21 protein-coding genes, 1 tRNA gene and 3 pseudogenes are annotated in these 24493 nt (G+C 71.3%); 15 read left to right on the top strand and 10 right to left on the bottom strand.

Annotation, left to right across the window (positions count from 1 at the left end; translation table 11 throughout):
* Positions 1-6 precede the first annotated feature (6 nt).
* Genes ACZ3IJ_RS30230 through ACZ3IJ_RS30215 form a run of 4 tightly spaced genes read left to right on the top strand, consistent with a single transcriptional unit; the run spans position 7 to position 1982 of the window.
* A complete protein-coding gene (locus ACZ3IJ_RS30230) occupies positions 7-441 on the top strand; it encodes a roadblock/LC7 domain-containing protein (RefSeq protein WP_383774637.1) in 435 nt (144 codons plus the stop codon).
* Positions 442-443: 2 nt separating this feature from the next.
* Positions 444-815, top strand: coding sequence for a DUF742 domain-containing protein (locus tag ACZ3IJ_RS30225; RefSeq protein WP_352186157.1), 372 nt, complete (start codon positions 444-446; stop codon positions 813-815).
* Entirely contained in the window at positions 793-1416 is a 624-nt protein-coding gene (locus ACZ3IJ_RS30220) for a GTP-binding protein (protein ID WP_391796677.1), read from the top strand. Before ACZ3IJ_RS30225 ends, ACZ3IJ_RS30220 begins: the two co-directional genes overlap by 23 nt.
* Positions 1413-1982 carry a GAF domain-containing protein gene (locus tag ACZ3IJ_RS30215; RefSeq protein ID WP_391796676.1) on the top strand — a complete coding sequence of 190 codons (570 nt, stop codon included), beginning with the start codon at positions 1413-1415 and terminating at the stop codon, positions 1980-1982. Before ACZ3IJ_RS30220 ends, ACZ3IJ_RS30215 begins: the two co-directional genes overlap by 4 nt.
* Positions 1983-2066: 84 nt before the next feature.
* On the opposite strand, the gene ACZ3IJ_RS30210 is transcribed toward ACZ3IJ_RS30215, so the two are convergent.
* Positions 2067-3266 carry an acyl-CoA dehydrogenase family protein gene (locus ACZ3IJ_RS30210; protein WP_467473270.1) on the bottom strand — a complete coding sequence of 400 codons (1200 nt, stop codon included), beginning with the start codon at positions 3264-3266 and terminating at the stop codon, positions 2067-2069.
* Positions 3267-3826: 560 nt separating this feature from the next.
* On the opposite strand from ACZ3IJ_RS30210, the gene ACZ3IJ_RS30205 reads away from it, so the two are divergent.
* Positions 3827-4198, top strand: coding sequence for an MmcQ/YjbR family DNA-binding protein (locus tag ACZ3IJ_RS30205; protein WP_467473268.1), 372 nt, complete (start codon positions 3827-3829; stop codon positions 4196-4198).
* A 14-nt stretch (positions 4199-4212) separates the two neighbouring features.
* Here the strand turns inward: ACZ3IJ_RS30205 and ACZ3IJ_RS30200 are convergent, their stop codons facing one another.
* Positions 4213-5106, bottom strand: a complete 894-nt coding sequence (locus ACZ3IJ_RS30200; protein WP_467473265.1) for a transketolase family protein — start codon at positions 5104-5106, stop codon at positions 4213-4215.
* Between the two features lie 23 nt (positions 5107-5129).
* Positions 5130-5816: a transketolase gene (locus ACZ3IJ_RS30195; RefSeq protein WP_467473263.1), complete on the bottom strand. Its 687-nt coding sequence runs from the start codon at positions 5814-5816 to the stop codon at positions 5130-5132.
* A 127-nt stretch (positions 5817-5943) separates the two neighbouring features.
* Here ACZ3IJ_RS30195 and ACZ3IJ_RS30190 point away from each other — a divergent pair.
* Positions 5944-6017 (top strand) — tRNA-Pro (locus ACZ3IJ_RS30190).
* 101 nt (positions 6018-6118) lie between these two features.
* Here the strand turns inward: ACZ3IJ_RS30190 and ACZ3IJ_RS30185 are convergent.
* The 3 genes from ACZ3IJ_RS30185 to ACZ3IJ_RS30175 all read right to left on the bottom strand — a co-directional run bounded on the left by ACZ3IJ_RS30185 (position 6119) and on the right by ACZ3IJ_RS30175 (position 10235).
* A complete protein-coding gene (locus tag ACZ3IJ_RS30185; RefSeq protein WP_467473260.1) occupies positions 6119-6940 on the bottom strand; it encodes a hypothetical protein in 822 nt (273 codons plus the stop codon).
* 54 nt (positions 6941-6994) lie between these two features.
* Positions 6995-8902: a hypothetical protein gene (locus ACZ3IJ_RS30180; RefSeq protein WP_467473258.1), complete on the bottom strand. Its 1908-nt coding sequence runs from the start codon at positions 8900-8902 to the stop codon at positions 6995-6997.
* 184 nt (positions 8903-9086) lie between these two features.
* Positions 9087-10235: an ROK family protein gene (locus tag ACZ3IJ_RS30175; protein ID WP_467473256.1), complete on the bottom strand. Its 1149-nt coding sequence runs from the start codon at positions 10233-10235 to the stop codon at positions 9087-9089.
* A gap of 417 nt (positions 10236-10652) precedes the next feature.
* Between ACZ3IJ_RS30175 and ACZ3IJ_RS30170 the strand changes: the two genes are divergently transcribed.
* The 4 genes from ACZ3IJ_RS30170 to ACZ3IJ_RS30155 all read left to right on the top strand — a co-directional run bounded on the left by ACZ3IJ_RS30170 (position 10653) and on the right by ACZ3IJ_RS30155 (position 15522).
* A complete protein-coding gene (locus ACZ3IJ_RS30170) occupies positions 10653-11675 on the top strand; it encodes an ABC transporter permease (protein ID WP_467473253.1) in 1023 nt (340 codons plus the stop codon).
* A 2-nt stretch (positions 11676-11677) separates the two neighbouring features.
* Positions 11678-12610, top strand: a complete 933-nt coding sequence (locus ACZ3IJ_RS30165) for a carbohydrate ABC transporter permease (protein ID WP_467473532.1) — start codon at positions 11678-11680, stop codon at positions 12608-12610.
* 78 nt (positions 12611-12688) lie between these two features.
* Complete coding sequence (locus tag ACZ3IJ_RS30160; protein ID WP_467473250.1) at positions 12689-14350, top strand: type 2 periplasmic-binding domain-containing protein; 1662 nt, start codon at positions 12689-12691, stop codon at positions 14348-14350.
* A complete protein-coding gene (locus ACZ3IJ_RS30155; RefSeq protein ID WP_467473248.1) occupies positions 14347-15522 on the top strand; it encodes a Gfo/Idh/MocA family protein in 1176 nt (391 codons plus the stop codon). Before ACZ3IJ_RS30160 ends, ACZ3IJ_RS30155 begins: the two co-directional genes overlap by 4 nt.
* Positions 15523-15601: 79 nt before the next feature.
* Here ACZ3IJ_RS30155 and ACZ3IJ_RS30150 read toward each other — a convergent pair.
* Positions 15602-16035 (bottom strand): annotated as a pseudogene (locus ACZ3IJ_RS30150) (VOC family protein).
* A gap of 188 nt (positions 16036-16223) precedes the next feature.
* On the opposite strand from ACZ3IJ_RS30150, the pseudogene ACZ3IJ_RS30145 reads away from it, so the two are divergent.
* Positions 16224-16484 (top strand): annotated as a pseudogene (locus ACZ3IJ_RS30145) (LysR family transcriptional regulator); the annotation flags it as partial.
* A 56-nt stretch (positions 16485-16540) separates the two neighbouring features.
* Here ACZ3IJ_RS30145 and ACZ3IJ_RS30140 read toward each other — a convergent pair.
* Positions 16541-17617, bottom strand: a complete 1077-nt coding sequence (locus ACZ3IJ_RS30140; protein ID WP_467473531.1) for a M1 family metallopeptidase — start codon at positions 17615-17617, stop codon at positions 16541-16543.
* 187 nt (positions 17618-17804) lie between these two features.
* Positions 17805-20966, bottom strand: a pseudogene (locus tag ACZ3IJ_RS30135) (Pls/PosA family non-ribosomal peptide synthetase); the annotation flags it as partial.
* Between the two features lie 222 nt (positions 20967-21188).
* Here ACZ3IJ_RS30135 and ACZ3IJ_RS30130 point away from each other — a divergent pair.
* Entirely contained in the window at positions 21189-21896 is a 708-nt protein-coding gene (locus tag ACZ3IJ_RS30130) for a helix-turn-helix transcriptional regulator (protein WP_467473245.1), read from the top strand.
* Positions 21897-21928: 32 nt separating this feature from the next.
* Positions 21929-22450 carry a DUF3291 domain-containing protein gene (locus tag ACZ3IJ_RS30125; protein WP_467473243.1) on the top strand — a complete coding sequence of 174 codons (522 nt, stop codon included), beginning with the start codon at positions 21929-21931 and terminating at the stop codon, positions 22448-22450.
* A gap of 19 nt (positions 22451-22469) precedes the next feature.
* Here the strand turns inward: ACZ3IJ_RS30125 and ACZ3IJ_RS30120 are convergent, their stop codons facing one another.
* Complete coding sequence (locus tag ACZ3IJ_RS30120) at positions 22470-23285, bottom strand: DUF899 domain-containing protein (protein WP_467473241.1); 816 nt, start codon at positions 23283-23285, stop codon at positions 22470-22472.
* 50 nt (positions 23286-23335) lie between these two features.
* On the opposite strand from ACZ3IJ_RS30120, the gene ACZ3IJ_RS30115 reads away from it, so the two are divergent.
* Both ACZ3IJ_RS30115 and ACZ3IJ_RS30110 read left to right on the top strand, forming a co-directional pair.
* The gene (locus ACZ3IJ_RS30115; RefSeq protein ID WP_467473239.1) at positions 23336-23524 is read left to right on the top strand and encodes a hypothetical protein; all 189 of its coding nucleotides are present in this window, start codon (positions 23336-23338) and stop codon (positions 23522-23524) included.
* 32 nt (positions 23525-23556) lie between these two features.
* The gene (locus ACZ3IJ_RS30110; protein WP_467473236.1) at positions 23557-24354 is read left to right on the top strand and encodes a VOC family protein; all 798 of its coding nucleotides are present in this window, start codon (positions 23557-23559) and stop codon (positions 24352-24354) included.
* Positions 24355-24493: the final 139 nt, after the last annotated feature.

Below are 24493 nucleotides of genomic sequence, written 5' to 3'. Positions count from 1 at the left end.
ATCACCATGGCGAGCAATGTGCCGAACGGCCATTCCTCGGATCTCGACTGGCTGCTGAGCGGCCTGGTCCAGCGGGTCCCGTACACCCGGAACGCGGTACTGCTCTCCTCCGACGGCCTCGTCAAGTCGGTGCACGGCCTCGACACCGACGCCGCCGACCACATGGCCGCGCTCGCCTCCGGGCTGTACTCGCTCGGCCGCAGCGCCGGCGCGCGGTTCGGCGACGGCGGCGAGGTCCGGCAGGTGGTCGTCGAGCTCGACTCCACCCTGCTGTTCGTCTCCACCGCCGGCTCCGGCACGTGCCTGGCCGTCCTGGCCGGGCGCGAGGCGGACGCCGCCGTCCTCGGCTACGAGATGGCGATGCTCGTCAAGAGCGTGCGGCCGTATCTCGTCACTCCCGCCAGACAGGCCGCGGGCGCGGCGGGCATCACAAGGCAGTGAGCGTGGCGTCCTCACAGGAGGGGCCCTGGCTCGACGACGCGGCGGGCCGGCTGATCCGTCCGTACACCGTGAGCGGAGGCCGGACCCGACCGACGACCGCGCTGGACCTCCTCTCCATGGTGATGGCGACCGGCTCCTCCCCCCAACCGCATATGGGCCCCGAACACAGCCTGGCCCTCGGACTGTGCGCCGGACCCACGTCGGTGGCGGAGATCGCGGCGCACTTACGGTTGCCGGCCGTCGTCACCAAGGTCCTGCTCTCCGATCTCGTGGACTGCGGGGCGCTCACCGCCCGCGCGCCCCGCTTCCACGCCAACCCAACCGACCGTTCCCTGCTGGAGGCAGTGCTCGATGGCCTACGACAACGGCTCTGAGCGCCACGAGAGTGGCGCGGCCGACCCGTTCCCCACCGCGCTCAAGATCCTGGTGGCGGGCGGCTTCGGCGTGGGCAAGACGACCTTCGTGGGCGCGGTCAGCGAGATCGAACCGCTGAGCACCGAAGAGCTGCTGACCCAGGTCAGCGCCGCGACGGACAGCCTGGAGGGCGTGGAGTCGAAGACCACGACCACGGTCGCGATGGACTTCGGGCGTATCACCCTCGACGACAGGAACGTGCTCTACCTCTTCGGTACCCCCGGCCAGGAACGGTTCTGGTTCATGTGGGACGAGCTCTCCGAGGGCGCCCTCGGAGCGGTCGTCCTCGCCGACACCCGCCGGCTGCAGGACTGCTTCTCCGCCGTCGACTTCTTCGAGCGGCGCGGGATCGGATTCGTCGTGGCGGTCAACGAGTTCGACGGTGCGTTCCGCTACGAGCCGGACGAGGTGCGGGCGGCGCTCGATCTGAACCCCGAGGTGCCGGTCGTGCTCTGCGACGCCCGGATCTCCAGCGCCGGCATCCGCACCCTCCTCACTCTCGTCCAGCATCTGCTCACCACCATCCCGGCCCCCGTGCCGAGCTACGGAGCACCGTCATGACCTACGACCCGACCGGTCATCTGCTGCTGACCCCCGTCGACCAGGACGCGCCCGCGCGTGTGCGCCGCCTGCGCGAGCTGGGCATCGGGGAGCGTCCGGAGCAGGCGTTCGACGACTTCGCCCGCCGGCTGGCGGAGGTGACCGGCGCCCCGTTCTCGATGGTCAACTTCATCGACGAGAACCGGCAGTTCTTCGCCGGGCTGCACACTCCGGCCGGCACCCACACGGGAAGCGACCTGGGAGCGGCGGCGGCCGGTGGCGGCGTCGGTCGGTACATGGCGCGGGACCACGGGTACTGCCCGCACGTGGTGGTGCGACGCAAGGCGCTGGTCCTGGAGGACGTCTGTGACTACCCGCGGTTCGCCGGGAACCCGGTGGTGGACGAGATCGGCATCCGCTCGTACATGGGCGCGCCGCTGATCGACCGTACGGGGATAGCGCTGGGCACGATCTGCGTGGTCGACACGGACGTACGGCCGTGGGGCCGCGCGGGTCTGGAGAAGATCAAGTCGCTCGCGGCGGAGCTGGTGGAGCAGATCCATCGCCGTGAAGAAGGGCTGATCTGACCTGCCTTCGAACGGCCGGCCTTCCATGGACGCGCCCCGGGACGACTCACTGGTCGTGCCGGGGCGCTGCTGCGTGTTGCGCGTTCAGGCATGCACGGACTCCAGCCTGAGGAGGTCCGCGAGCTTCTCGGACCAACTGCCCTTGTCCTGGCCGAGGGCGACCTCGGCGAGCCGGAGCAGCTGGATGTCGGAGGTGCCGGCGGGGGCGAAGATGTGGTGCGCGTCGCGGAGGTAGCGCTCGATCGGGCGGTTGGTGAAGAGGCCCGCCGCCGCGTGGATCTCCATCGCGTTGCGGCCGGAGTCGATCGCCGACTCGACATTGACCAGCTTCGCGTTCATCAACTCGGCGTCGCAGGACAGGCCTTGGTCGAGAAGATGCACGGCGTGGTACGCGGCGAGCCGGGCCGTCATCAGCCGGGACTGCATCTGGCCGAGCTTCAGCTTGACCGTGGGAAGCTGGTGCAGGGGGTTGCCGTAACGGTGGCGCTCCGCGCAGAACCGGGTCGTCTCCTCCAGGATCGCCTGGTGGATGCCGAGCGAGACCGCGGTGAGGTTGGCCCTGCCGTACAGGACGCTGGAGGAGTACGCGACGGCCAGGCCGTCGCCCTCGTCGCCGAGGCGGTTGGCCGCCGGTACCCGGCAGTTCTCGAAGACGAGCTCGCCGAAGCTGAAGCCGTGCAGCCCCATGGCCTGCTGCTGGGGTCCGAGCCGGAAGCCGGGGCGATCCGATTCGACCAGGAAGGCCGTGAGACCTTTCGATCCGGGACCGGTCCTGACCACGACGCCGTGCAGATCGCCGACATGGCTGTTGCCGACGAACACCTTGCTGCCGTTCAGGATGTAGTCGTCGCCGTCACGGACCGCAGCAGCCGTCATGCCGAGGACGTGACCGCCCGATTCGGGTTCGGTGACCGCGATGGTCGGGAGGCACTCGCCGGCGGAGATGGCGGGAAGCCAGGTCTTGCGCTGGTCGTCGCTGCCGAAGTGGACGATCTTCGCGGCGCCGAGCTGTGAGGCCTGGACCATGGCGCCCATGGCGCCGCTGACCCGGGAGAGTTCTTCGATGATAATGGTTTTGGCCAGATGTCCTGCGCCCATTCCGCCGTATTCCTGGCTGATGGTGGCGCCCAGCCAGCCTTGATCGCAGATGAGCCTCGAGAGTTCATGGTGCACCGAGCGTGATGATTCCATTTCCGCTATTCGCGGCCTGACCTCTCGCTCGGCGAAGTCCCGGACGGTTTCCCTGAGCTGATGATGGAGTCGGCTGCTGAAGTAGCTGTCCATACGAGTACCTCCCCTGCGAAGCCTGCTCGTTCGGTTGTTCGAGCAGGTGGTGCATCGGCAGTGGCCCCGTCCCGAACAGGCCGACACTCCATGGTGTTGATCTTTCTCGGGCGGATCAATATCGCCACCGAGTTTGTCCGAAACCGGAGTGGTTGACGTTTGAAACTGGCTGTGTTTCTGGGGAGTTGGCCAGTTCGAGCGGGTCACCAGGGCATTCCCCGTGGGCATCTTTCTGCCACATGCCAAAGGCAAAAAAATGCCGGTCATATGGCGGTGAGGCCGGTCGGATCACCTCATGTGCCACCTGGTCACCATGGGGGCGGCAATCGCGGAGGAAGCACCGGTTCCGGGTGGTACCGGAATACGGGGGCCGCGTGCCGGTGGACCCCTCGCGGCGGCAGGAGGAGGCAGCGTACGGCGGTGCCGGGCGGCGCCGGGGCGCGTCACGGGGAGTGACAGGCGCACGCACCGGCGCGTGCACCGCGAGGGCGCGCCAGGGGAAGAGCGCCTCGCGTCCCTGTCCGGGTGTCGGTGTCAGTGGCGGGTCGTACGGTCGTCGTATGGCCACTGCCGACGATGTACGCCGGATCGCGCTCTCCCTGCCCGGGGCGGTCGAGAAGCTCGCCTGGGGCATGCCCACCTTCCGCGCGGGACCGAGCGGAAGGATCTTCGCCTCGCTGGACGACGACGATCAGGCGATAGGGGTGAAATGCCCCAAGGAGGAGCGCGAGGAACTCCTCGCGTCCGAGCCCGCCAAGTTCTTCGTCCGCCAGGGCCACGACGACAACTACGCCTGGGTACGTGTCCGGATCGGGGCCCTCGACGACGAGGACGAGCTCCGCGCCATCCTGGCCGATTCCTGGCGCCAGGCGGCGCCGCGCCGCCTTCGGGACCAGTACCCGGAGGTCGGCGCGCCCCCGCAGCAGGGCTGAGCGGAAGGGCTGGGTCAGCGGCCGAGGAAGCCCGTGACGCGCTCGCGCAGTCCGGCCGGGTCGAGACCGTGGCCCGCCAGATGCTCCACGATCGTCCCGTACTTCCGCAGCTCGCGGCGGGCGACACCGAGCCCGAGGACCCGATGGGGGAGCGTGGCGAGGGCGTCGTTGGCGGCGGCGGTCGACGTGCCGGCGAGGTACGGCTCGACCAGGACGACGTCCGGGCGGGCCGCGCCGACCGCGCGGCGCAGGCTCTCGGCGTCGAAGGGGCGGACGCTGGTGGCGTAGAGGACGGTCACGTCCAGGCCCTCGGTCGCGGCCAGCACGTTGTCCAGCATGGGCCCGACGGCGACGACGACGCCGTCGCGCCCCTCCCGGACGGTGCTGAAGCCGGCGGTGACCGGGCGGGGCGTGGTGTTGGACTGCAGCGAGAGCCGTACGTAGACGAGGTCGTCGCCCTCGACGGCCTGGCGCAGCAGCGTCTCCGCCTCGTCCGGATGCCCGGGGACGTGGATCGTCCAGCCGTCGAGGGTGTCGAGCAGGGCCACGTCGCCCGGCGCCATGTGTGTCAGGCCACCGGCCGGCCAGTCGTACGACCCGCCGGCGCTCACCAGGACGCCGCCCACTCCCTGGTGCCCGAAGTCCAGCTTGAGCTGCTCGAAGGGCCGCTCGACCAGGAAGCTCGCGAAGGTGTGCATGACCGGCCGCATCCCGGTCAGCGCCAGCCCGCCGCCCGCGCCGATCAGCAGCTGCTCCCGGATGCCGACGTTGATCACGCGGTGCGGATGGCGCCGCTGCGCCTGCCGGAAGCCGTCCATGCTGATCTCGGCGAGGACGAGGGCGAGGCGGGGGTCCTCGTCGAGCAGTCGGCCGGTGGTCGAGATGAAGCGTTCGCGCATCGTGTCCATGGTGGGGTTCTCCTCGGAGGGGGTCAGGCGTTCTTGGGCTCGACGCGGGCGACGACGGCACGCGGACGTCCGGGGTGGGGCGTGGTGAAGGCGGCGTACAGCGCGTCGTGATCGCGGCCGTCGACGGTCTGGGCGGACCATCCGGCGGCCTCGAAGCGCGAGGCGATCCCGCCGGGCCAGCCGTAGGTGGCGGAGCTGTTGTCGATCACCAGCGTGTGCAGCTGCTCCAGGCCGGCGGGCCCCGCGTAGGCGATGGCCTCGTGGTTGCTGCCCTCGTCCAGCTCGGCGTCGCCGATGAGCACCCACACGCGGGGTTCGGTGAGCCTCTGTGCCCGCAGCCCGAGCACGCTCCCGACGGCCAGCGGCAGCCCGTGCCCCAGCGAGCCGCTGCCGATCTCGGCACCCGGCACGAGGGTCCGGTCGGGATGGTGCCCGAGGGGTGAGTCGTACGAGCCGAAGCCGCTGAGCAGCTCCTCGGGGAGGAAGCCCTGGGCGGCGAGGACGGCGTAGTACGCCATCGGCCCGTGCCCCTTGGAGAGCAGGAACCGGTCCCGGTCGGGGCGCCCGACGCTCTCGGGCGAGACGCGGAGCACGCGGTCGTAGAGGACCCAGAGCGCGTCGAGGGTGGAGGTGGCGGCGGGCGAGTGCTTCTCGTCGCCGGTCATCAGGCCCATGAGGCCGTGCAGCCGGTCGACGTCCGTGTTCGTCATGGCACCCACGGTGCAACCTCAAGCTTGGTCGAGGTCAACTCCGTAAAGCGGTTCGTGACCACCCGGGGAAGTGCGGTATTGTTCTCATGCGCGTTCAGCCGGGGGAAACCCCAGGTCAGACGGGCATCGGGACGTGGCGCAGCTTGGTAGCGCACTTGACTGGGGGTCAAGGGGTCGCAGGTTCAAATCCTGTCGTCCCGACTCGAAAGAGTCGCAGATCAAGGGGCCGTTTCAGATCACTCTGAAACGGCCCCTTGAACGTTTTCGTGGGCCGGTGCGGCCCGGCCCCCGGCGGAACGCGCTCAGGGCAGCTGCCTGTCGAGGATCGTCATGACGGCCAGCCCGATCGGGGCAGCGGTCGTGGCGAGTCCCGCGAGGAGGAAGCAGGAACCCAGCGTGATGTCGATGAGCCGCGTGGACGGGTCCTGGAGTACGAGCACCGTCGCGGCGTTCCGCGCGTCGTAGGCGACCGGGACGAACGGGGTGGTGGCCGGGTGGGAGAAGAGGCGCGTGACACCGGTGCTGTCCGTGTACCGGTACGTTCCCGGCTCGTCCGCCCGAACCGCGTCCACCGTCACGCCGTGCCTGCGCAGGCGCAGTTCGCGGAACCACGGCACCACGCACACCACGCCGATCCACAGGAACGCCGCGGCGAGGAGACCCAGCGGCACGATGAACACGGCGCCGGCCATGGCCGTACGCTCGGGCCCCGCGACGGCGGTGGTGACGGCCAGGGCGAGGATTCCGCCCAGGTATCCGAGCATGACCCGCCGGAGTCGGTGCCGGAACCTCTGGAGCCAGGTCTCGGTGAAGGTGCGCACGTCGACGAGGGCGCCGCCGTGGATGTCCTCGACCGGCTGCGGCAGCAGGGCGTTCACGGCGTCGGCGAAGGCGGCGGCCGCGGCCGCGCTCACATCCTCGACCCGGTGGGCAGGGGGCACTCCCCCGGCAAGGGCCCTCAGTTCGACGGTGACGGTCCTGTCCTCGGCATGGACACGAGCGACTGCTCGCAGGGGGATCGTCAGCTTCTCGGCCGGGCGCTCCAGGACCAACTCCTCCTGCTCGGAGCACCGGACGGTGGCGTCGCGGCCCTGCAGGACGGGTATGGAAGACATGATCGACATGGGCGCCATCGTAGGTCGGAGGTCGCCCGTGCAGGCGTCGGCACAGCGCAGCGGTCACGGCCACCGCAGGATCACGTAGCCGCGGTGGGGTACGTCGGCCTCGACGTGGACGTGCGCGCCCACCCGCCGCACCGGGACCGGCACCGGGGCCCGGAGGGGCTCCAGGAGGAGGGCCGTCGGATCTGCGTCGGTCGCCACCACCGGGCGTGCCGGGTCGGCGGAACCGTTGGCGATCGCCAGCCGCCGTCCGCCGCCCGTCTCGCCGTACTGCGGGATGAGGTGGGGGCCGCCGGTGACCAGGGGGAGATCGGCGCCGAGGAAGCGGATCACGCGCTGGGCCAGGCGCTGTCCGTCGTCGCAGCGGCCCAGCGACTCGGGCGCGCACGCGGCCATGGTCACGACCCGGCCGCCCAGGCTGTTGGTGTACGCGACACGGCCGTCGCCCCAGTAGGTGCGCCGTGGTGTGAGGATGCGCGTCCAGACCTCGGCCCCGGGCGCGGCGCTGACCCTGGCCAGCGCGGGCTGGACGTTCACGCTCAGCAGCGCGTCCGCGTCGAGGACGTGCTCCATGCTGTACGGCTCCGGCTGTGGGGTGTCCCGCTCGACGATCCCGGCCACCTGGACGCCGAGCAACGCGCCGTGGCCACGCTCCTCGAGGATCGCCGCGGCCGCTCCGTCCAGGAGCAGGCCCCCGGAGAGCAGGCGAGGCAGCTCCTCGTCGGGAACGCCCCAGGCGGTGCTGCCGAAGAGCGCCGCGACGGGAGCGGGACCGGCCTGGACGGGTATGCCGTACGAGAGGAGGAAGCGTGCCGTGCGTACGGGATCGGCCTCCAGGCCGTGGAGCGTTCCGTCGCCCGGGATCGCCGCCGCGGTCTCGGGCCACCAGGGGATTCCCACGCCGATGGTCGTGAGGCTGTCGGTGACGGTCGCGTCGAGTGCGGCGCGTGAGGCGTCGAGCATGTGGCCGATGCGGGGATGGCGCGCGGGGTCGCCGGTGACGAACGGGAACAGGTCGAGAAGGAGGGCGTCGGCGCCGGAGAGCTGGGCGGTGACCATCTCGGACCATGTCTGGGTGTCGGACTTGCTCCACTCCGTGTGCGTCCAGTTCTCGATCTCCGGTGCGACCTCGATCGTGTCGGGCCGCAGGGGTCTCTGCAGTTCGAGCATGGCGACGGAGTACGACAGGAACGCGGCGGGCTGGTCGCCGTACGGCGCGAAGTGCGGGCGGTGCACGTCGCAGCGGGTGAACACGGCGTTCCAGTCGCGCCCTTCCAGGGACGCCGACCCCAGGCCGGAGCTCATGATGCCGAGCCGGGCGCGGCCCGCGACGGCGTCCCGTACCGCGTCGAGCGCTTCCAGCTGCGCCGTCCGCCACGTGCGGCGCAGGATCTCGCGCCACGGGTGCACGCCCGCGCCGGTGACGGCCTCGACGAGCTCCTCTCTGGACGGGCGTTCGCCGGCCAACTCGGCGAACCGGTCGAGCATCAGGGGCTCGAAGCCGCCGCCCCAGGTGAGGGGAGCGTGGTTGTGGAAGCGGAAGTCGTCCTCGATCCAGAGCACACGGAAGCCGAGGCCGGCGAAGCGCCCGTAGTGCGACGCGAGCCAGTCGCGCCAGACCGGGCACGCGAAGGAGGCGGCGGCGGTGGAGACCTCGCCCCGGGGCGAGACCAGGGGGGCGAATCCCAGATCCTGCACGCGGCCCCGGTCGGCATGGCCCGCCGTCACCCAGGGGTTGAGACCGAGTGAGATGCCGTGCTCCGTGAGCACCTTGTGCGCGTGGGCGACGTGCTCGAACCAGAAGTCCTCGTCGGCTCCCGCCGGATGGCCGGTGTGCAGTTCCTCGGAGCCGTAGATCAGCACCACTTCGTCGATCGCGTGCGCGAGGCAGAACTCGGCCAGTTCGCGCGGGTCCTGCCCGGGAAGGAGCTGATAGCGCAGGTGGTAGCGCGAGGTGCCGGCCATGACTCGGTGTCCCCTGTCCACGGGTGCGGTGATGACGCAGGGATCCGCGGACCTGTCCCGCCTCGGGCACGGCCGTCGCGTACCCCTCCCTGCGGCAGGAGGAGAGTAGCGCACATTATTAAAATCGCTAGGCTTAATGCTCTCGGGTTCTCCACCACGGGACTCGTACGTCGGGAGGAAGCCGCTAGACGGTCGCGATGCCCGACTTGTCGGCCAGAGCGATGTCGGATTCCATGTGCTCCAGAGCCAGCCTCGCCGCTCCGATGGCGACCGAGTCGCTGCCGAGGCCGGATGCCACGACCTCGGGCGGATAGAGACAGGCCCGGTTCAGGTGCTCCTGGATGGGCTCCACCAGCAGGGCCCCACCGCTCGACAGCGAGCCTCCGATGATGACCATCTCCGGGTCGAAGGGCCCCACCACCGTCACCAGGCTCTCCGCCAGCCCGACCGCGAGCGCGGTCACCGCCTCCGCCGCCCGCGGGTCGCCCGCCGCGGCCTTGTCGAAGGCGAACTCGGCGGCCTGCGCCGGTGAACGGAGCTCCCCCGGTTCGACCGCCGTCGCGAAGTCCATGGCGGGGCCGAACACCTGCCAGAGCCCGGTGGCGTGCTCGGCGATCTCGCCCGAAGCCGAGTGGGCCCCGCGGTACGGCTTGCCTCCGATCAGCATGCCCAGCGACATCCGGTTGCCCGCGAAGAGGTAGAGCACGTCCATGCGCGCGACGGCGGCGCCCCGCCACTGCTCGGCCAGGACGGCGAGGCGGACGTCGTTCTCGACCACGACGGGCGCCGAGATCCTGGCCGCCAGCTCCTCCTGCAGCGCGAGGCCCGACCACCCGGGCAGTACGGAGCTCTTCACGACCCGCCCGGTGCCGTCGACCACCCCGGTGGTGCCCACCCCCACCGCCATGGGGCGCTGGCCCAGCTCCTCCGAGCAGTCGGCGACGAATCGCTCGATCGCGTCCAGGCGTTCGTCCGCGGTCATGTCGGGGAAGATCGCCGCCTTGCGGGACTGCGTGACCTGGCCGCTCAGATCGACCCCCACGGCCTGCAGCCGGTAGGCGCCCACGCTCAGCCCGAGGACCCGCCCGGCCGACGCGCGGAAGCGATAGCGCTTGGCGGGCCGGCCGCGTTGACCGCGCTCCTGGCCGCACTCCTCGGCCCACCCCTGCTCCAGCAGTTCGTCCATGATCGTCTCGACCGTCGGCCTTGAGACCTGCACCTGCTGGGCCAGCTCGGTCAGGGTCGCGGCCGCGGAGCGGCTCCGCAGGACGCGCAGGACGGCGGCGGAGTTCAACCGCCGCAACAGGGAGGCGTCACCGCCGTGCTGGTTCATGGCCGACATCCTACTTACGAAAGTTCACAGGGAAACGATAGAGCTGCGGATTTCGTCGCAGCCCGTCTGCGCTGTCCGGTGTCGAGGCCCAGGCGTCCTGACATGCAGGGATGCCAGGAACGGCAAGGGGTGCGGAGGCCCAGGCGTGGGAGGTGGCTCGGGAGGGCTTCAGAGCCACTTACCAAAATCATTTTAATATAAGTCTTGACCCCGTCACGCCCCGCGCTGTTGACTCCTGCCTCATCCGAGTCCCCGGACCGACTGAGGCGCAGCACCTGTGATGAGTACGACGACCGCGTCGACGACCCGGCTCCGCCCGGGCACCCGACGGACTCCCCCGATCGAACGGCCGGGCCCCACGCCGGCCAGGGCGTCTGGCGACGCCCTTCCCGCCCTCACGCGTCGCAGGAGGTGAACATGTCCGCCCCCGCATCGGCTTCCCCCCGTCCCGGCACGCCCGATTCCGCTCCGCCGCCCGACCGACGCGCACGGTCGCGTACCGAGGCGGCGAGGACGGGCGGCGAGGTCGCCGTCCGACGGCGATTCCGTGACCGTCTCAAGCGCGACCGGATGCTGCTGCTCCTCTGCGTACCCGGCATCCTGTACTTCGCGGTGTTCTTCTACCTGCCGCTGGCGGGCAACGTCATCGCCTTCCAGGACTACCAGACCTATCTGGGCTTCCAGCAGAGCCCGTTCGTCGGCTGGGCGAACTTCACGGCGCTGCTGGAGCAGCCCGAGTTCTGGTCCGCGGTGTGGAACACCCTGGAGATCAGCGTCGTCCAGCTGTTCTTCTACTTCCCGGCACCGATCGCCCTCGCGCTCTTCCTCAACTCCCTGATCAGCAGCAGAACCCGCCGGCTGATGCAGACCGTCGTCTACCTGCCGCACTTCCTGTCCTGGGTCGTGGTCGTGGGCATGTTCCAGCAGGTCTTCGGCGGCGCGGGCACGGTGACGAGCCTGCTCAACGACAACGGCGTCCCCGTCGGGAACATCATGAACAATCCCGACACGTTCATCCTGCTCCTCACCTCCCAGGCGGTCTGGAAGGACGCCGGCTGGGGCGCGATCATCTTCCTCGCCGCCATGGCGTCCATAGACAACTCGCTCTACGAGTCGGCGGCCATGGACGGCGCCGGGTGGCTGCGACGCATGTGGCACATCACCCTGCCCGGCATCCGCCCCGTCATGATCATGCTGCTGATCCTGCGGCTCGGGGACATCCTCTCCGTCGGCTTCGAGCAGATGCTGCTCCAGCGTGACGCCGTCGGCGCGGAGGCGGCGGAGGTGCTCGACACCTACGTCTACTTCCACGGCGTCGTCGACGGGGACTGGGGCATGTCCACCGCCGCCGGCCTCATGAAGGGCGTCATCGGATTCGTCCTGATCGTCCTGGCGAACAAGCTGGCTCACCGCCTCGGCGAACAGGGGGTCTACCGATGAGCATGGTGTCGCTGTCGACGCTTCTCGACAGGAGCCGGCGCGGCCGGCGCCACGCCGAGCGTCCCGTGTGGATGGAGCAGCCCACCAGGGCGGGCCAGGGACTCAAGCTGCTGGTCATCATCGCGATGATCGTCGCGGTCGGCTATCCGTTCCTGCTCGCCATCGGTACCAGCCTGTCCACCAAGGCCGAACTGGCCGCGAACGGCGGCTACGTGCTCATTCCGACGGACCCGACCCTGGAGGCCTACCGGGTGGTGCTCTCCGGCGGCGTGGTCACCCGCGCCGCGCTGGTCAGCGTCGGCGTCACGCTCGTCGGCACCGCGCTGAGCCTCCTCTGCACGATCTGCCTCGCCTACGGCCTCTCGCGGCCCGGGACCCTCGCCGGGAAACCGTTGCTCCTCATCGTGGTGGGCACCTTCCTGTTCACCCCGGGCATCATCCCCAACTACCTGGTGGCGCAGTCCCTGGGACTGCTCGACACCTATGGCGCGATGGTCGTGCCCATCATGCTCAACGCCTTCAACGTCATCGTCGTGCGGGCCTTCTTCCAGGGCATCCCGGAAGAACTGCACGAGGCGGCCCGCCTCGACGGGGCGAGCGATCTCAAGGTGCTGCTGAGGATCGTGCTCCCGCTGTCCAAAGCGGTGATCGCCGTGGTCGGCATGTTCTACGCGGTCACCTACTGGAACAGCTTCTTCAACGCGATGCTCTACATCAACGACCCGGAGAAGCTGCCGCTGCAGGTCGTCCTGCGCTCGTACGTCCTCCAGGGCGACACCTTCAACGCCAAGGCGATGGGCGTCAGCGTGCTCCCGGCCAGCACCTCGCTCTCGATGGCCGTGCTCATCCTCGCCGTCCTGCCGATCGTCGCGGTCTACCCCTTCCTGCAGAAGTACTTCACCAAGGGTGTCCTCACCGGCGCGATCAAGGCCTGAGCCCTCCTCCGCCGCCGTTCGTCCTTCGTGTCCTGCCCTTCGCCCTCCCTCCCCTTGTTCATCGTTGCTAGGAGAGTCATGTCCTCCAGAAACCTCAACCGTCGTGGATTCCTCGGCGCCGCCGGTGCCGCCGGCATCACCGTGGCAGGAGGCGGCGCACTCGCCGCCTGCAGTACCGCACCGGGCATGGCCAAGGGCGGCGGCGCGGAGGCCTCGGCCAGGCTGAAGCTGCCGACCTACGTGCCGGCGAAGGCCGCCGCGCCGGACCTGCCCGGCAACGGCCAGGGCCTGGACCCGGCGTACTTGCGCTACCCCGCCAACCCCACCCGCAGCGTCTCGGGGGTGCCCGGCGACGGAAAGCCGGTCACCGTCCTCACGGAGACGTTCACCACCGCGGCCCCTGCGATGAACCGCAACGCCTACTGGCAGGAGCTCAACAAGCGGCTCGGCTCGGAGCTGAGCATGACGATCGTGAACGGGCTCGGCGCCGAGGACGTCTACCGCGCCAAGTTCAACGCGACCGTGGCCGGCGGCGACCTGCACGACCTCATGTGGTTCCCCCCGAACCAGGGCCTGAAGAACGTACCCGCGCTCCTCGCGGCGAAGTTCCACGACCTGACGCCCTACCTCGGGGGCGACGCCGTCAGGAAGTACCCCAACCTGGCCAACATCCCCGACTTCGCGTGGCGGACCGCCGTCTTCAACGGGAGACTCTGGGGCCTCGCGGTGCCGTACGGCCGCATGGGTCAGGTCTACGTCGCCAACGAGGACTTCTGGAAGCCGGTGGGCGGCGTACGGTTCGACTCCGCGCAGGACTTCCTCGACAAGGGGAAGGAACTCCTGGACACCAAGCGCAAGAAGTACGTGCTGGAGCCCGCCTACGTCAACCACATCAACCAGTTCGCCCTGTGGTACGGAGCGCCCAACGGATGGCGGCTGGACGGCGACAAGCTCACCCACGCGTTCGAGACGGACGAGTTCCTCGCCGGGCTCGAGTTCGCCCTCAAGTGCCAGCAGGCGCAGCTCTTCTGGCCGGACCCCAATCTCGCCACGACTTTGGAGAAGCTGGAGGGCGGCTTCCTCGGCGCCCACGTCCAGTCGTTCCCCGGCTTCCTCAACGACAGCGCCATGTACGACTGGCCGGCCAAGGTCATCGTCCCCTTCGCCGCGGAACCGGGCGCCGAGCCGAGCTTCAACTTCGGCTACGGCTCGGTCGGGTTCACCGCCATCAACAACAAGGTCCCCAAGGACCGCATCGACACCCTGCTCCAGATCATGAACTACCTCTGCGCGCCTTTCGGAACGACGGAGCGTCTCTTCCTCGACTATGGGACGGAAGGCACCCATCACACCCGCTCCAAGGACGGCGACGTCATGCTCAACGCCAAGGGGAACGCCGAGGTGCTCACCACCCGGCAGGCCATCACCTTCTTCGGCAACTCCCCGCAGGCGCTCTACCTGCCCGGAAAGCCGCAGGTCACCACTGCCATCCACCAGACGGAGGTCGAGCTGATGAAGCTCGCCCAGGTCAATCCGACGACGGGCCTCTTCTCCGACACCAGCTCCAACAAGGGCGCTTCCGCGTCCGGTGACTTCTACAGCGCCATCACGGATCTCGTGGCCGGCCGCAAGCCGCTCTCCTCCTTCAAGAAGGAGATCCTTCCCGCGTGGCAGCGGGCCGCGGGCGACGCCATGCGCCGCGAGTTCGAGAAGGCCATCGCCCAGGGCGGTGGCAAGTGACCGACGACCTTCGCATCGGCGTCATCGGCCTGGGCCTCAGGGGCAACCTCGCCGTCTCCGCCCACCGTCCGGGGCAGGGTTCGGTCGTCGCCGCGGTCGCCGACCTCGACCCGGCGGTCCGGGCCCGGGTGCCCGAGCGCTTCCCCGGCGCGACGGCCGTCGCCGACCACCGGGCGCTCCTCGCCGACGACACCATCGACGCCGTCATCGTCGCCAGCCCCGACGACACCCACGAGGCCATCGCCTGCGACGTCCTCGAAGCGGGCAGGGCGGCGTACGTGGAGAAGCCGCTGGGCATCACGGTCGAGGAGTGCGACAGCATCCTGCGCACCGCGCACGAGACCGGCAGCCGCCTCTACGTCGGGCACAACATGCGGCACATGGGCGTCGTCCGGTTGATGCGCGACATCATCGCCCGCGGCGACATCGGCGAGCCGAAGACCGTCTGGGTACGGCACTTCGTCTCGTACGGCGGTGACTACTACTTCAAGGACTGGCACGCCGACCGCCGCCGCACCACCGGGCTGCTCCTGCAGAAGGCGGCCCACGACATCGACGTGATCCACTGGCTGGCCGGCGGGTACACACAGCGCGTCAACGCCCTCGGAGACCTGATGGTCTACGGCGACCTGCCGCGCCGCGAGCCCGGCACGCCACGGCCGGAGGGCTGGCTGCGCCAGTTCGAGTGGCCGCCGGGGGAGCGCCGGAACCTGCACCACATCGTGGATGTCGAGGACGTGTCCGTCATGAACATGCGGCTGGACAACGGCGTCATCGCCGCCTACCAGCAGTGCCACTTCAGCCCCGACTACTGGCGCAACTACACGGTGATCGGCACCGAGGGCCGGCTGGAGAACTTCGGCGACAGCCCGGGCGACGAGGTGCGCGTCTGGAACACCGGCCCGAGCGGCTACCGCGCCGACGCCGACGCGGTGCACAAGGTGCCCGAGGCGGAAGGCGGTCACGGCGGCTCCGACCGGCGGATCATCGAGGAGTTCTGCCGCTTCGTCCGCGACGGCGGCACCACGGACACCTCGCCGGTGGCCGCCCGGATGAGCGTGGCCGCCGGCTTCATGGCGACGCGCTCGCTGCGCGAGGGCGGCGCGGCGTACGACGTGCCACCGCTGGACCCCGCACTGGTCGCCTACTTCGCGAACGGCCAGCGACGCTAGGTGCGGAGCCGGCGGACGACGGGGCCGGGACCGGGGCCGGGAGCCGTACGGCCGGTTCCTGGCCCGGGGCCGCGTGTTGTCACAGGGAACCGAAGTCCGGGATGGTCAGGGACCCGTCGTCGGCCAGGGGGAAGCCCGGGTTGTGGGCGATCTCCCAGAGGTGCCCGTCGGGGTCGGCGAAGCAGCCCGCGTAGCCCCCGTACGACGTCGTCGCGGCCGGCTTGGTGACGGTTCCGCCGGCCTGGCGAGCCGCCCCGAGGAGCGCGTCGACGTCCTGCGGCGCGTTCGTGTTGTGCGCCAGGACGATGCCGCCGAAGCCCGTACCGGCGGCGTCGTCGAGGCCGCAGTCGCGCGCCAGCTTCTCGCGCCCCCAAGGACGACCCCGAGGCCGCCCGCCTGGAAGAAGACGGTCTCCTCGACCTCCTGCCCCCGCCAGCCCAGGCTTTCGTAGAACGCCTTGGAACGCCCGAGGTCGGCGACGCCGAGGGTGATCAGACTGACGCGTTGATCCATGCCCGGAAGCTAACACGCGCTCCGGCGGATGCCGGCGAACAGCCGACACGCGCTCGGGGTTCTCGCCGTGGGCGAGCCCCGAGGCGTCGTGTCCCGCCGTCAGCCAGGTGCCGATTCCCGGGAGGGCGTCCGGGCCGCTGTCACCCCCGACCGACGCGACGAGGTCGGCGATCGTGGTTCCCGTGAGCGAGCCCATCGCCTCGGCGGACGTGGCCGCCGCTCTCGCCGAGGTGGCCACCGGGGCTCCGCTCGGCGAGACGCTCGACGTGGCCGGGCCGGATGTCTTCACTCGGGACGAGATCGGCCGGATCACCCTGGCTGCCCGCGGTGACGGCACCCGTGTCGTCGTCGACGACCAGGCGGGCATGTTCGCGGCCGTCCCCGGCGACGTCCTCATCGCCGGGGACGGCGCCCGCAAGGCGCCCACCCACTACCGCGACTGGCTGAGCACACGCCTCGGCGGCGCGACGGGCTCCCGCCGCAGTCTTCCGTCCGCCTCGCGGGGCTACGCGGAGGCCCCGCCCCCGTGGTCCGGGGAACCGCCGTTCGTCGGCGGGTACGCGGGCCGCTCCGGTATCGACGGCGAGGTCCTGGGTGAGGGCAGCGGAGGGAGGGCCGGCTCGTGCAGCCAGGCCCTCAGGAGATCGTCCACCGGCACGTCCGCGTAACGGGCGACATGGGCGGTGAAACCCGCGGTCGTCACCACGCCGTTGCGGTGCACGGTCGCCCAGTCGCGCAGCATCCGGAAGAAGGCGCCGTCACCGAGGGCGCAGCGGACGGCGTGCACGGTGAGCCCCCCGCGCTCGTACAGGCGGTCGTCGAACATCAGCTTGCGTCCGGGGTCGGACAGCTTCAGGTCCTGGGGCAGCCCGGACAGCATCCGGTAGGCGACCCCCGCCAGTTCATGGGCCGAACGGCCGCCTGAGCGCTCCGACCAGAGCCACTCCGCGTACTTCGCCAGCCCCTCGTTCAGCCAGATGTGCCGCCAGTCGGCGATGGTGACGCTGTTGCCGAACCACTGGTGCGCCAGCTCGTGGGCGACCAGGCGCTCCGAGCCGCGCGCGCCGTCGACGTGGTTGGCGCCGAAGAGGGAGAGACCCTGGGCCTCGACCGGGACGTCCAGCTCCTCGTCGGCGACGACCACCGCGTACTCGCCGAACGGATAGGGCCCGAAGACCTCCTCGAACAGCTGCATCATGGCGGGTTGCCGGGCGAAGTCCCGGGAGAACCGCGGCAGGAGGTGCGCCGGCACATGGGCGCTCTGCGGCACGCCACCGAGCCCGGGGTCGCCGAGCAGCACCGTCTGGTACATGCCGATCGAGAGACCGACCAGATAGCTGGAGGTGGGCGCGGACTGCTCGTACACCCAGGTGGTCGTGCTGGCCCTGGTCGTACGGGTGAGCAGCCGGCCGCCCGCCACGACGGTGTACGCGGAGGGCGTGTTGACCGAGATCTGGTACGAGGCCTTGTCGGCGGGCCGGTCGTTGCAGGGGTACCAGGAGGGTGCGCCGACGGGCTGGCTCGCGACCAGCGCGCCGTCCGTCAGCTCCTCCCAGCCGAGCCCGCCCCAGGGACTGCGCACCGGCTTGGGGTTGCCCGCGTAGTGCACCTCGACGGTGAAAGCGGCGCCGGCGGGCAGCGGCTTGGCCGGCCGGACCCGGAGCCTGCCGCCCCGGTGCGTGTAGTGCGGTGCCCGCCCGTTCACGAGGATCCGGCCGACCTTGAAGTCGGCCAGGGTCTGGCGGAGCCGGAACGCGGCCGTCAGCTCCTCCTTCGCGAACCCGCGGAGGCGTCGCCGACAAGACCCCGACCAGGCCGTCGTCGGGCACGGTGCGGCCCGGCGCGGTCATGCCGGAGTTGCCGAGGAACGCCCGGCGCCCGATCTCGGAGTGACCGATCCGCACCCAGCCGCCGCCCAGCTCGTACGGTGCGGTCAGGGTGTCGTCGGCGAGGAACGCGCCCTCGCCGACGGTGGTGAGGCTCGGCAGCGCGAGCACCGTCGACACCTCCGCGCCGCGGCCGATCTTCATGCCGAGCAGCCTCAGCCAGACCGGGGTGATGAGCCCGGCGTAGAGGGGGAACAGCGTCTCCCGCGCCCTGTCCATCAGCTGGGTGACGGTCCACGCCTGCCAGGCGACCCGGCTGTGTGTCGGATGGCTTCCGGTCCGCAGGCCCAGGCTGAGCAGCCGGACCGAGACCAGCACCAGCGACGCGTACGCGAACCCGTAGGCGAGCGCCCCGGGCACCACGGCGAGCAGTGCCCCGGGCAGCGCCTCGGCGAGCCCGGCGCCGGCCGGGACGAAGCGGCTCACGACGAGCAGCGCCGGCAGGGCGGCGAGCACGGGCAGAGCCGTGAGGAGGAAGCCGGTCACGCCGTACGTGGCACGCCAGCGCAGCGCGCGCGGCGGCCGCTCCTTGGGCCAGTTCCGCTTCGCCTTGCCGAGCTTGCCCGCGGGAGACCCGGCCCAGCGCTGCCCCGTCGGGATCTGTCCGGCCACGGCCGACCCGGGGGCCACCTCGGCCCGCTTGCCGACCCGCGCACCGGGAAACAGCATGCTGCGGGTACCGACCACCGCGCCCGCGCCGACCTTGACCGGGCCGATCTCCAGCCGGTCGCCGTCCAGCCAGTAGCCGGAGAGGTCCACCTCGGACTCCACGGCGCAGCCGCGGCCGAGCTTGAGCATGCCCGTGACGGGCGGCAGCGAGTGGAGGTCGACGTCCGGGCCGACCTTGGCGCCGAGCGCCCGTGCGTAGCGCTCCAGCCAGGATCCGGTGAGCGAGGTCGCGCCGACGCACTCGGCGAGGCGCTCGGCCGTCCACAGCCGCAGATGGACGCTGCCGCCGCGCGGGTGGCGTCCCGCCTTCACCCCGCGCAACAGCAGTCGCGCGCCGCCCGCGGCGATCGCGAGCCTGCCGGGCGGGCTGAAGAGCAGCGCCGCGCCGGCGGCGACGAGCCACCACGAGGCCGTCGGGGCCCACGGGTAGGGCCCGAGCCGGCGCAGGACGTTGCCCAGGGCGAGGAGCGCCACCGACCAGCGAAGCCCGACCACCGTGAAGAGCGGGAGCAGCAGGACGGTCTGCACGATCCCGGAGCGGAGCGGTACCGGCTCGACGGTCCGGGCGGCGCCGTCGTCCTGGACGGACTTCTCCAGACGGCGGGCCAGCTTGCGCAGGGTCGGCTGCTGGTAGATGTCGACGACCGCCGCGCTCGGATAGCGGGTGCGCAGCCGGGTGGTGAGCTGGGCGGCGGCGAGGCTGTTGCCGCCGACCGCGAAGAAGTCGTCGGCCGCGCCGGTGACGGTCACGCCGAGCGTCTCGGTCCACTGCTCGGCGAGCCAGGCCTCGGTGCCGTACAACTGCTCGGCGGGGCCGGTGGTCTCCAGTTCGGGCAGGGGCCAGGGCAGCGCGTCCCGGTCCACCTTGCCCGACGTGCGGGTGGGCAGCTCGGGGACGGGTGCCAGCAGCGGTACGAGCGCGGCGGGGAGCTCGGCGCGCAGCCGCTCGACCGCCGCCGCGTGGTCCCAGCCGTCCTGGGTGACCAGGTAGCCGACGAGCAGCTGGTTGCCGCTGCGTGCGGTGCGGACGGCGGCGGCCGCGCCTGCGACGCCGGGCAGGGCCTGCAGTGCGGAGTCCACCTCGCCCAGCTCGATGCGGCGGCCTCCGAGCTTGATCTGCTCGTCGCCGCGGCCCAGGAAGACCAGGCCCTCCGGCTCGGCGCGGACGAGGTCGCCGCTGCGGTACGCGCGTTCCCAGCCCAGGGAGTCCAGCGGGGCGTACTTCTCCGCGTCCTTCTCGGGGTCGAGATAGCGGGCGAGTCCGACGCCGCCGATCACCAGCTGACCGCTGCCGCCCATCGGCACCGGCTCGCCGGACTCGTCGACCACGGCCAGCTCCCAGCCGTTCAGCGGCAGACCGATCCGGATGGGCTCCTCGCCGGTCAGGAGGGAGGCACAGGCGACGACGGTGGCCTCGGTGGGGCCGTACGTGTTCCATACCTCGCGGCCCTCGGTTACCAGGCGCTGGGTCAGCTCGGGCGGGCAGGCCTCCCCGCCGAAGATCAGTAGCCGGACCTCATCGAGGGTCTCCGGCTCCCAGAGCGCGGCCAGGGTCGGCACGGTGGAGACCACGGTGATCTCCTGCTCCACCAGCCAGGGGCCGAGGTCGGCGCCGCTGCGGACCTGGGAGCGGGGGACGGGCACGAGGCAGGCGCCGTAGCGCCAGGCCAGCCACATCTCCTCGCAGGAGGCGTCGAAGGCGACCGAGAGCCCCGCCATGACCCGGTCACCGGGGCCGATCGGCTCCTCGACGAGGAAGAGCGCCGCCTCGGCGTCCACGAACGCGGCGGCGCTGCGGTGGCTGACGGCGACGCCCTTGGGCCGGCCCGTGGAGCCCGAGGTGAAGATGATCCAGGCGTCGTGCTCGGGGCCGGGGCGGGTGGCGCCGGGGGTACGGGCTCCGGCGGGGCCGGTCGCGTCCTGTGCGACGACCTCGATGCGCTGCCCGGCGCCGACGACGGCGCGTACCCCGGCCTCGCCGAAGACCAGCTCGGCCCGGTCGTCCGGGTCCTCGGCGTCGACCGGCACATAGGCGGCGCCCGCGGCGAGGACGGCGAGGACGGCCACGTACAGCTCGTTGGTCCCGGAGGGCACACGGACACCGACCCGGTCGCCGCGCCCCACACCGGCGGCGACCAGGGCGCGTCGCCGGCGCTCGACCTCGGCGGCGAGGGCGCGGTAGGTCAGCCGGGCACTGCCGTCGTCGAGGGCGAGCTCGTCCGGGTAGGCCCGTGCGGACGCCTCGAAGATGTCGACGAGGGTGCGCACCGGGGCCGCGGGCCCGGCGGAGAACCGGGCGAACTTGCCGGTCTCCTCCTCCCACGCGCCCTCGTCGTGGAGCAGAGTGGATTCACCGTGCTCAGGGGTGGCTGCCATCGGACCTCGTGTCTCGTTCCCGGCAACGTCCGGGTAGCCGGGGGAGCCCGGGTCTGCCCAGGTTGTTCCCTTCCGGCGCCAAACAGCCCGCCAGTCTAATGCGTCGGCGAGGATTTACCGGTCGATGTCTTGCGCGTGGCCGGTACGGGACGGTAATGGAACGGTCGTCGCGAGCCGCTCCGCTCTTCTATCTCCAACCTGTGTCGTTCCTAGAATGGCCAGGTGGAGGACATCAACGCGATCGCGATGCTGCAGGACCCGGTGCGGCGTCGGCTGTACGAGTACGTGGCCGCGCAGGGGCGCGAGGTCGGCCGCAACGAGGCCGCCGAGGCGACCGGCGTGGCGCGCACGCTCGCCGCGCACCATCTGGACAGGCTGACCGAGGCCGGGCTTCTGGAGAGCGGGAGCCGCCGTCTGACGGGACGCACGGGGCCGGGGGCCGGCCGGCCCGCAAAGGTGTACACGCGGGCGCCGGGGGAGCGGTCGGTGTCGCTGCCCGCCCGCGACTACCGCACCGCCGCCGAACTGCTCGCCGAGGCCGCCGAGCAGGCCGGCCTCGACGCCGGGCTCTGCGCCGCCGCGCGCCGCCGCGGTGAGGCTCTGCGGGGCTCGGCGGCACCCTGCGGCAGCCTGGCGGAGGCCATGGAGGTGCTGGCCGCCCGCGGCTACGAACCGCATGTCGAAGGCGTCGAAGGAGTCGAAGGCGTCGAAGGGGAGCCCAGGGCGCCCGGAGAGACCGCGCCCGTCGTACGCATGCGCAACTGCCCCTTCCACGCCGTCGCGGAACGCTTCCCGCCGCTCGTCTGCGGGATGAACCTCGCGCTTCTGGAGGGCCTGATCGGTACGGACGGTCCCGTGCGCGCTCGCATGGACGCGCGCCCGGGGGAGTGCTGCGTGGTGGTGGAGAGTTCTAAAAACAATGGTGGTTGACATAGAAAATCGGGCCGTGCTGGGATGAGGACATGACCGCATCCACGCCTCCTGCCGCCCACCTCGCCCAACTCAACGTCGCGACGCTCCGTCACCCCTTGGACGACCCGCGCATCGCGCCGTTCGTCGAGCTGCTCGACCCGGTCAACGCCGCCGCCGACGACGCGCCGGGCTTCGTGTGGCGGCTCGTGGAGGACGGCGCCGCCGACGCCACCGGCCTGCGCCCCGCGGGTCAGGACGTCATCGTCAACCTGTCGGTGTGGCGGACGCAGGAGGCCCTGTGGGACTTCGCCTACCGGAGCGGACACCTCGAGGCGATGCGGCGGCGGCGCGAGTGGTTCGAGCGGCACGTCGAGGCCCACCTGGTGCTGTGGTGGGTCCCGGCCGGGCACCTGCCGACCGTCGGCGAGGCGCTGGAGCGGCTGGCCGACCTGCGGGCGAACGGGCCGTCCCCGCGCGCCTTCACCTTCGCCTCGGCGTACGGCGCGACCGAGGCCGCCCCGGAGCCGCAGGCCGCGCCGCCGGTGGCGGCCGGGGACGCGGCGGGGGCCTGAGCGCGCCGACGCGCGGCCGTCAGTGGGGATCGCCGTGCCGGCCGAGCGTCTCCACGGGGGTCGCGCCGGGGCGGGTCCACTGCGGTACGGGCCGGCCGGTCGGCCCCCATGTGGCGACACCGTCGGCATCCGTACGCCAGTACCAGCAGATCGGCGCACCGTGCCCACCGACCGGCGACCCGGCGTCGGGGGCCTCGGGCCAGCCCTCGGGGTTCTCCTCCCACCCCTCGCGGCGGCCGTAGGGCGTCATGTCGAGCAGACCGAGCGACCCGTTGACGGGTTCGTTGCCCCGTCCGGTCGTGGAGTACGTGAGGAACGTGCGGTCGCCGTCGCGCAGGAAGCAGGCGACGTACCCCATCTCCCCGCCGACGGGTTCCGCCGCGTCGCGCACCGAGTACCAGGGCTGGGTGTAGCCCATGAACGCGACGTACTCGGCCACCTCGTCCCACGGGCCCGTCGTCAGCACCGCGAACGAGACGCCGCGCGCGTGGAGATAGACGGCGTCCTTCATGTGCCAGGCCGTGGTCGTGCAGCCCTCGCACTGGCCCTGGTGAGGAGCGCCGTCGTACCACATGTGCTTGTAGACCACGAGCTCGTCGCGGCCCTGGAAGAGGTCCAGGAACGGGACCGGGCCGTCCGGCCCGACGACCTCGACCGTCCCGTCGAACTCCACCATCGGCAGCCGGCGGCGGGCCGCGGCGATGGCGTCGCCCTCGCGGGTGTGCGCCTTCTCGCGGACCAGGAGCTCGTCACGGGCGGCCTGCCAGGTGGCCAGGTCGACCACGGGCGGGCGCCCGGGCAGCGCGCCGGTGGAACGGTCCGACGTGGGCGGCATGGTGTCCTCCGGGTGCTCTCGTGCGGGGTGCGGCGTGGTGCGGCGTCCTTATGACCATTAGACGCGCGGCGAGCACGGAACTCATCGCGGCGGCGGGTGCGGGCGGCTCGGCGAGTTCGGCGGGTTCGGCGAGTTCGGCGGGCTCGGGCGCGGCGCCGCCGTCCGTCGCCGCTCGGTACGGCACCTGGATGACGGACGGGCACTCGGCGGGCGAGGGCCGGAGTCCGGTGGAAGGCTGAAGGGCGTATCGGAACTGCGAAAGGTCACTGCCATGATCACCACCGACTTCGTACCCGGCTCCCCCTGTTGGCTCGACCTCGGCGCCCCCGACGTCCAGGCCGCCGCCCGCTTCTACAGCGCCGTGCTCGGATGGGAGTACGAGTCCATGGAGGCGGGGGAGGACATGGAGGGCGGGATGTTCCGCAAGGACGGAAAGATCGTCGGCGGGCTCGGCAAACTCACCGAGGAGGGTGCGCGCTCGGCCTGGATGATCTACTACTCCGTCCCCGACGCGGACGCCACGAGGCAGGCGGTGGAGCGGGCGGGCGGAACGGTCCGGGTTCCGCCGACGGACCTCGACGAGTGGGGCCGGATGGCCCAGTTCAGCGACCCGCACGGAGGACAGTTCGCGGTCTGGCAGCCGGGCACGAACAAGGGCGTCGAGCTCGTCGACGAGCCGGGTTCGCTCTCGTGGACCGAGCTGTACACGACCGACGACGCCGCCGCGAAGGAGTTCTACGGCGCTGTCTTCGGCTGGCAGTACAGCGACATGACGATGCCCGGCGGCGGGGGTACGTACACCCTCATCACCCCGGCAGGGCTCGCGGAGGAGCGCATGCAGGGCGGCCTCATGAAGCTGTCCGCGAAGGATCTCGCGCTCACGGGCGGAAAGCCGTACTGGCACCCGGTCTTCGCCGTCGCCGACTGCGACGCCGCGGTCGCCAAGGTCGTCGAGAACGGCGGCAACGTGCAGATGGGACCGGACGACGCGGAAGGCGTCGGCCGTCTCGCCGTCTGCGTCGACCCGTCGAACGCCGACTTCGTGGTCCTCGCCCCCGAGTCGAGTTGAGCGGTAGCGGTCGTGGGGGGGGGGGGGGGGGCGGGGCGGGGCCCGGGGGGCCCCCCCCCCCCCACGGGGGGGGGGGGGGGGGGGGGGGCGGTGGGGGCCCCCCGGGGGGGGGGCGCGGGCCGGGTCGGGGGGCCCCCCC

The sequence above is a fragment of the Streptomyces sp. NPDC013317 genome (assembly GCF_055563155.1).
Note: the sequence above shows the minus strand (reverse complement) of the source record. Positions and strands in the feature narration are given on the sequence as shown.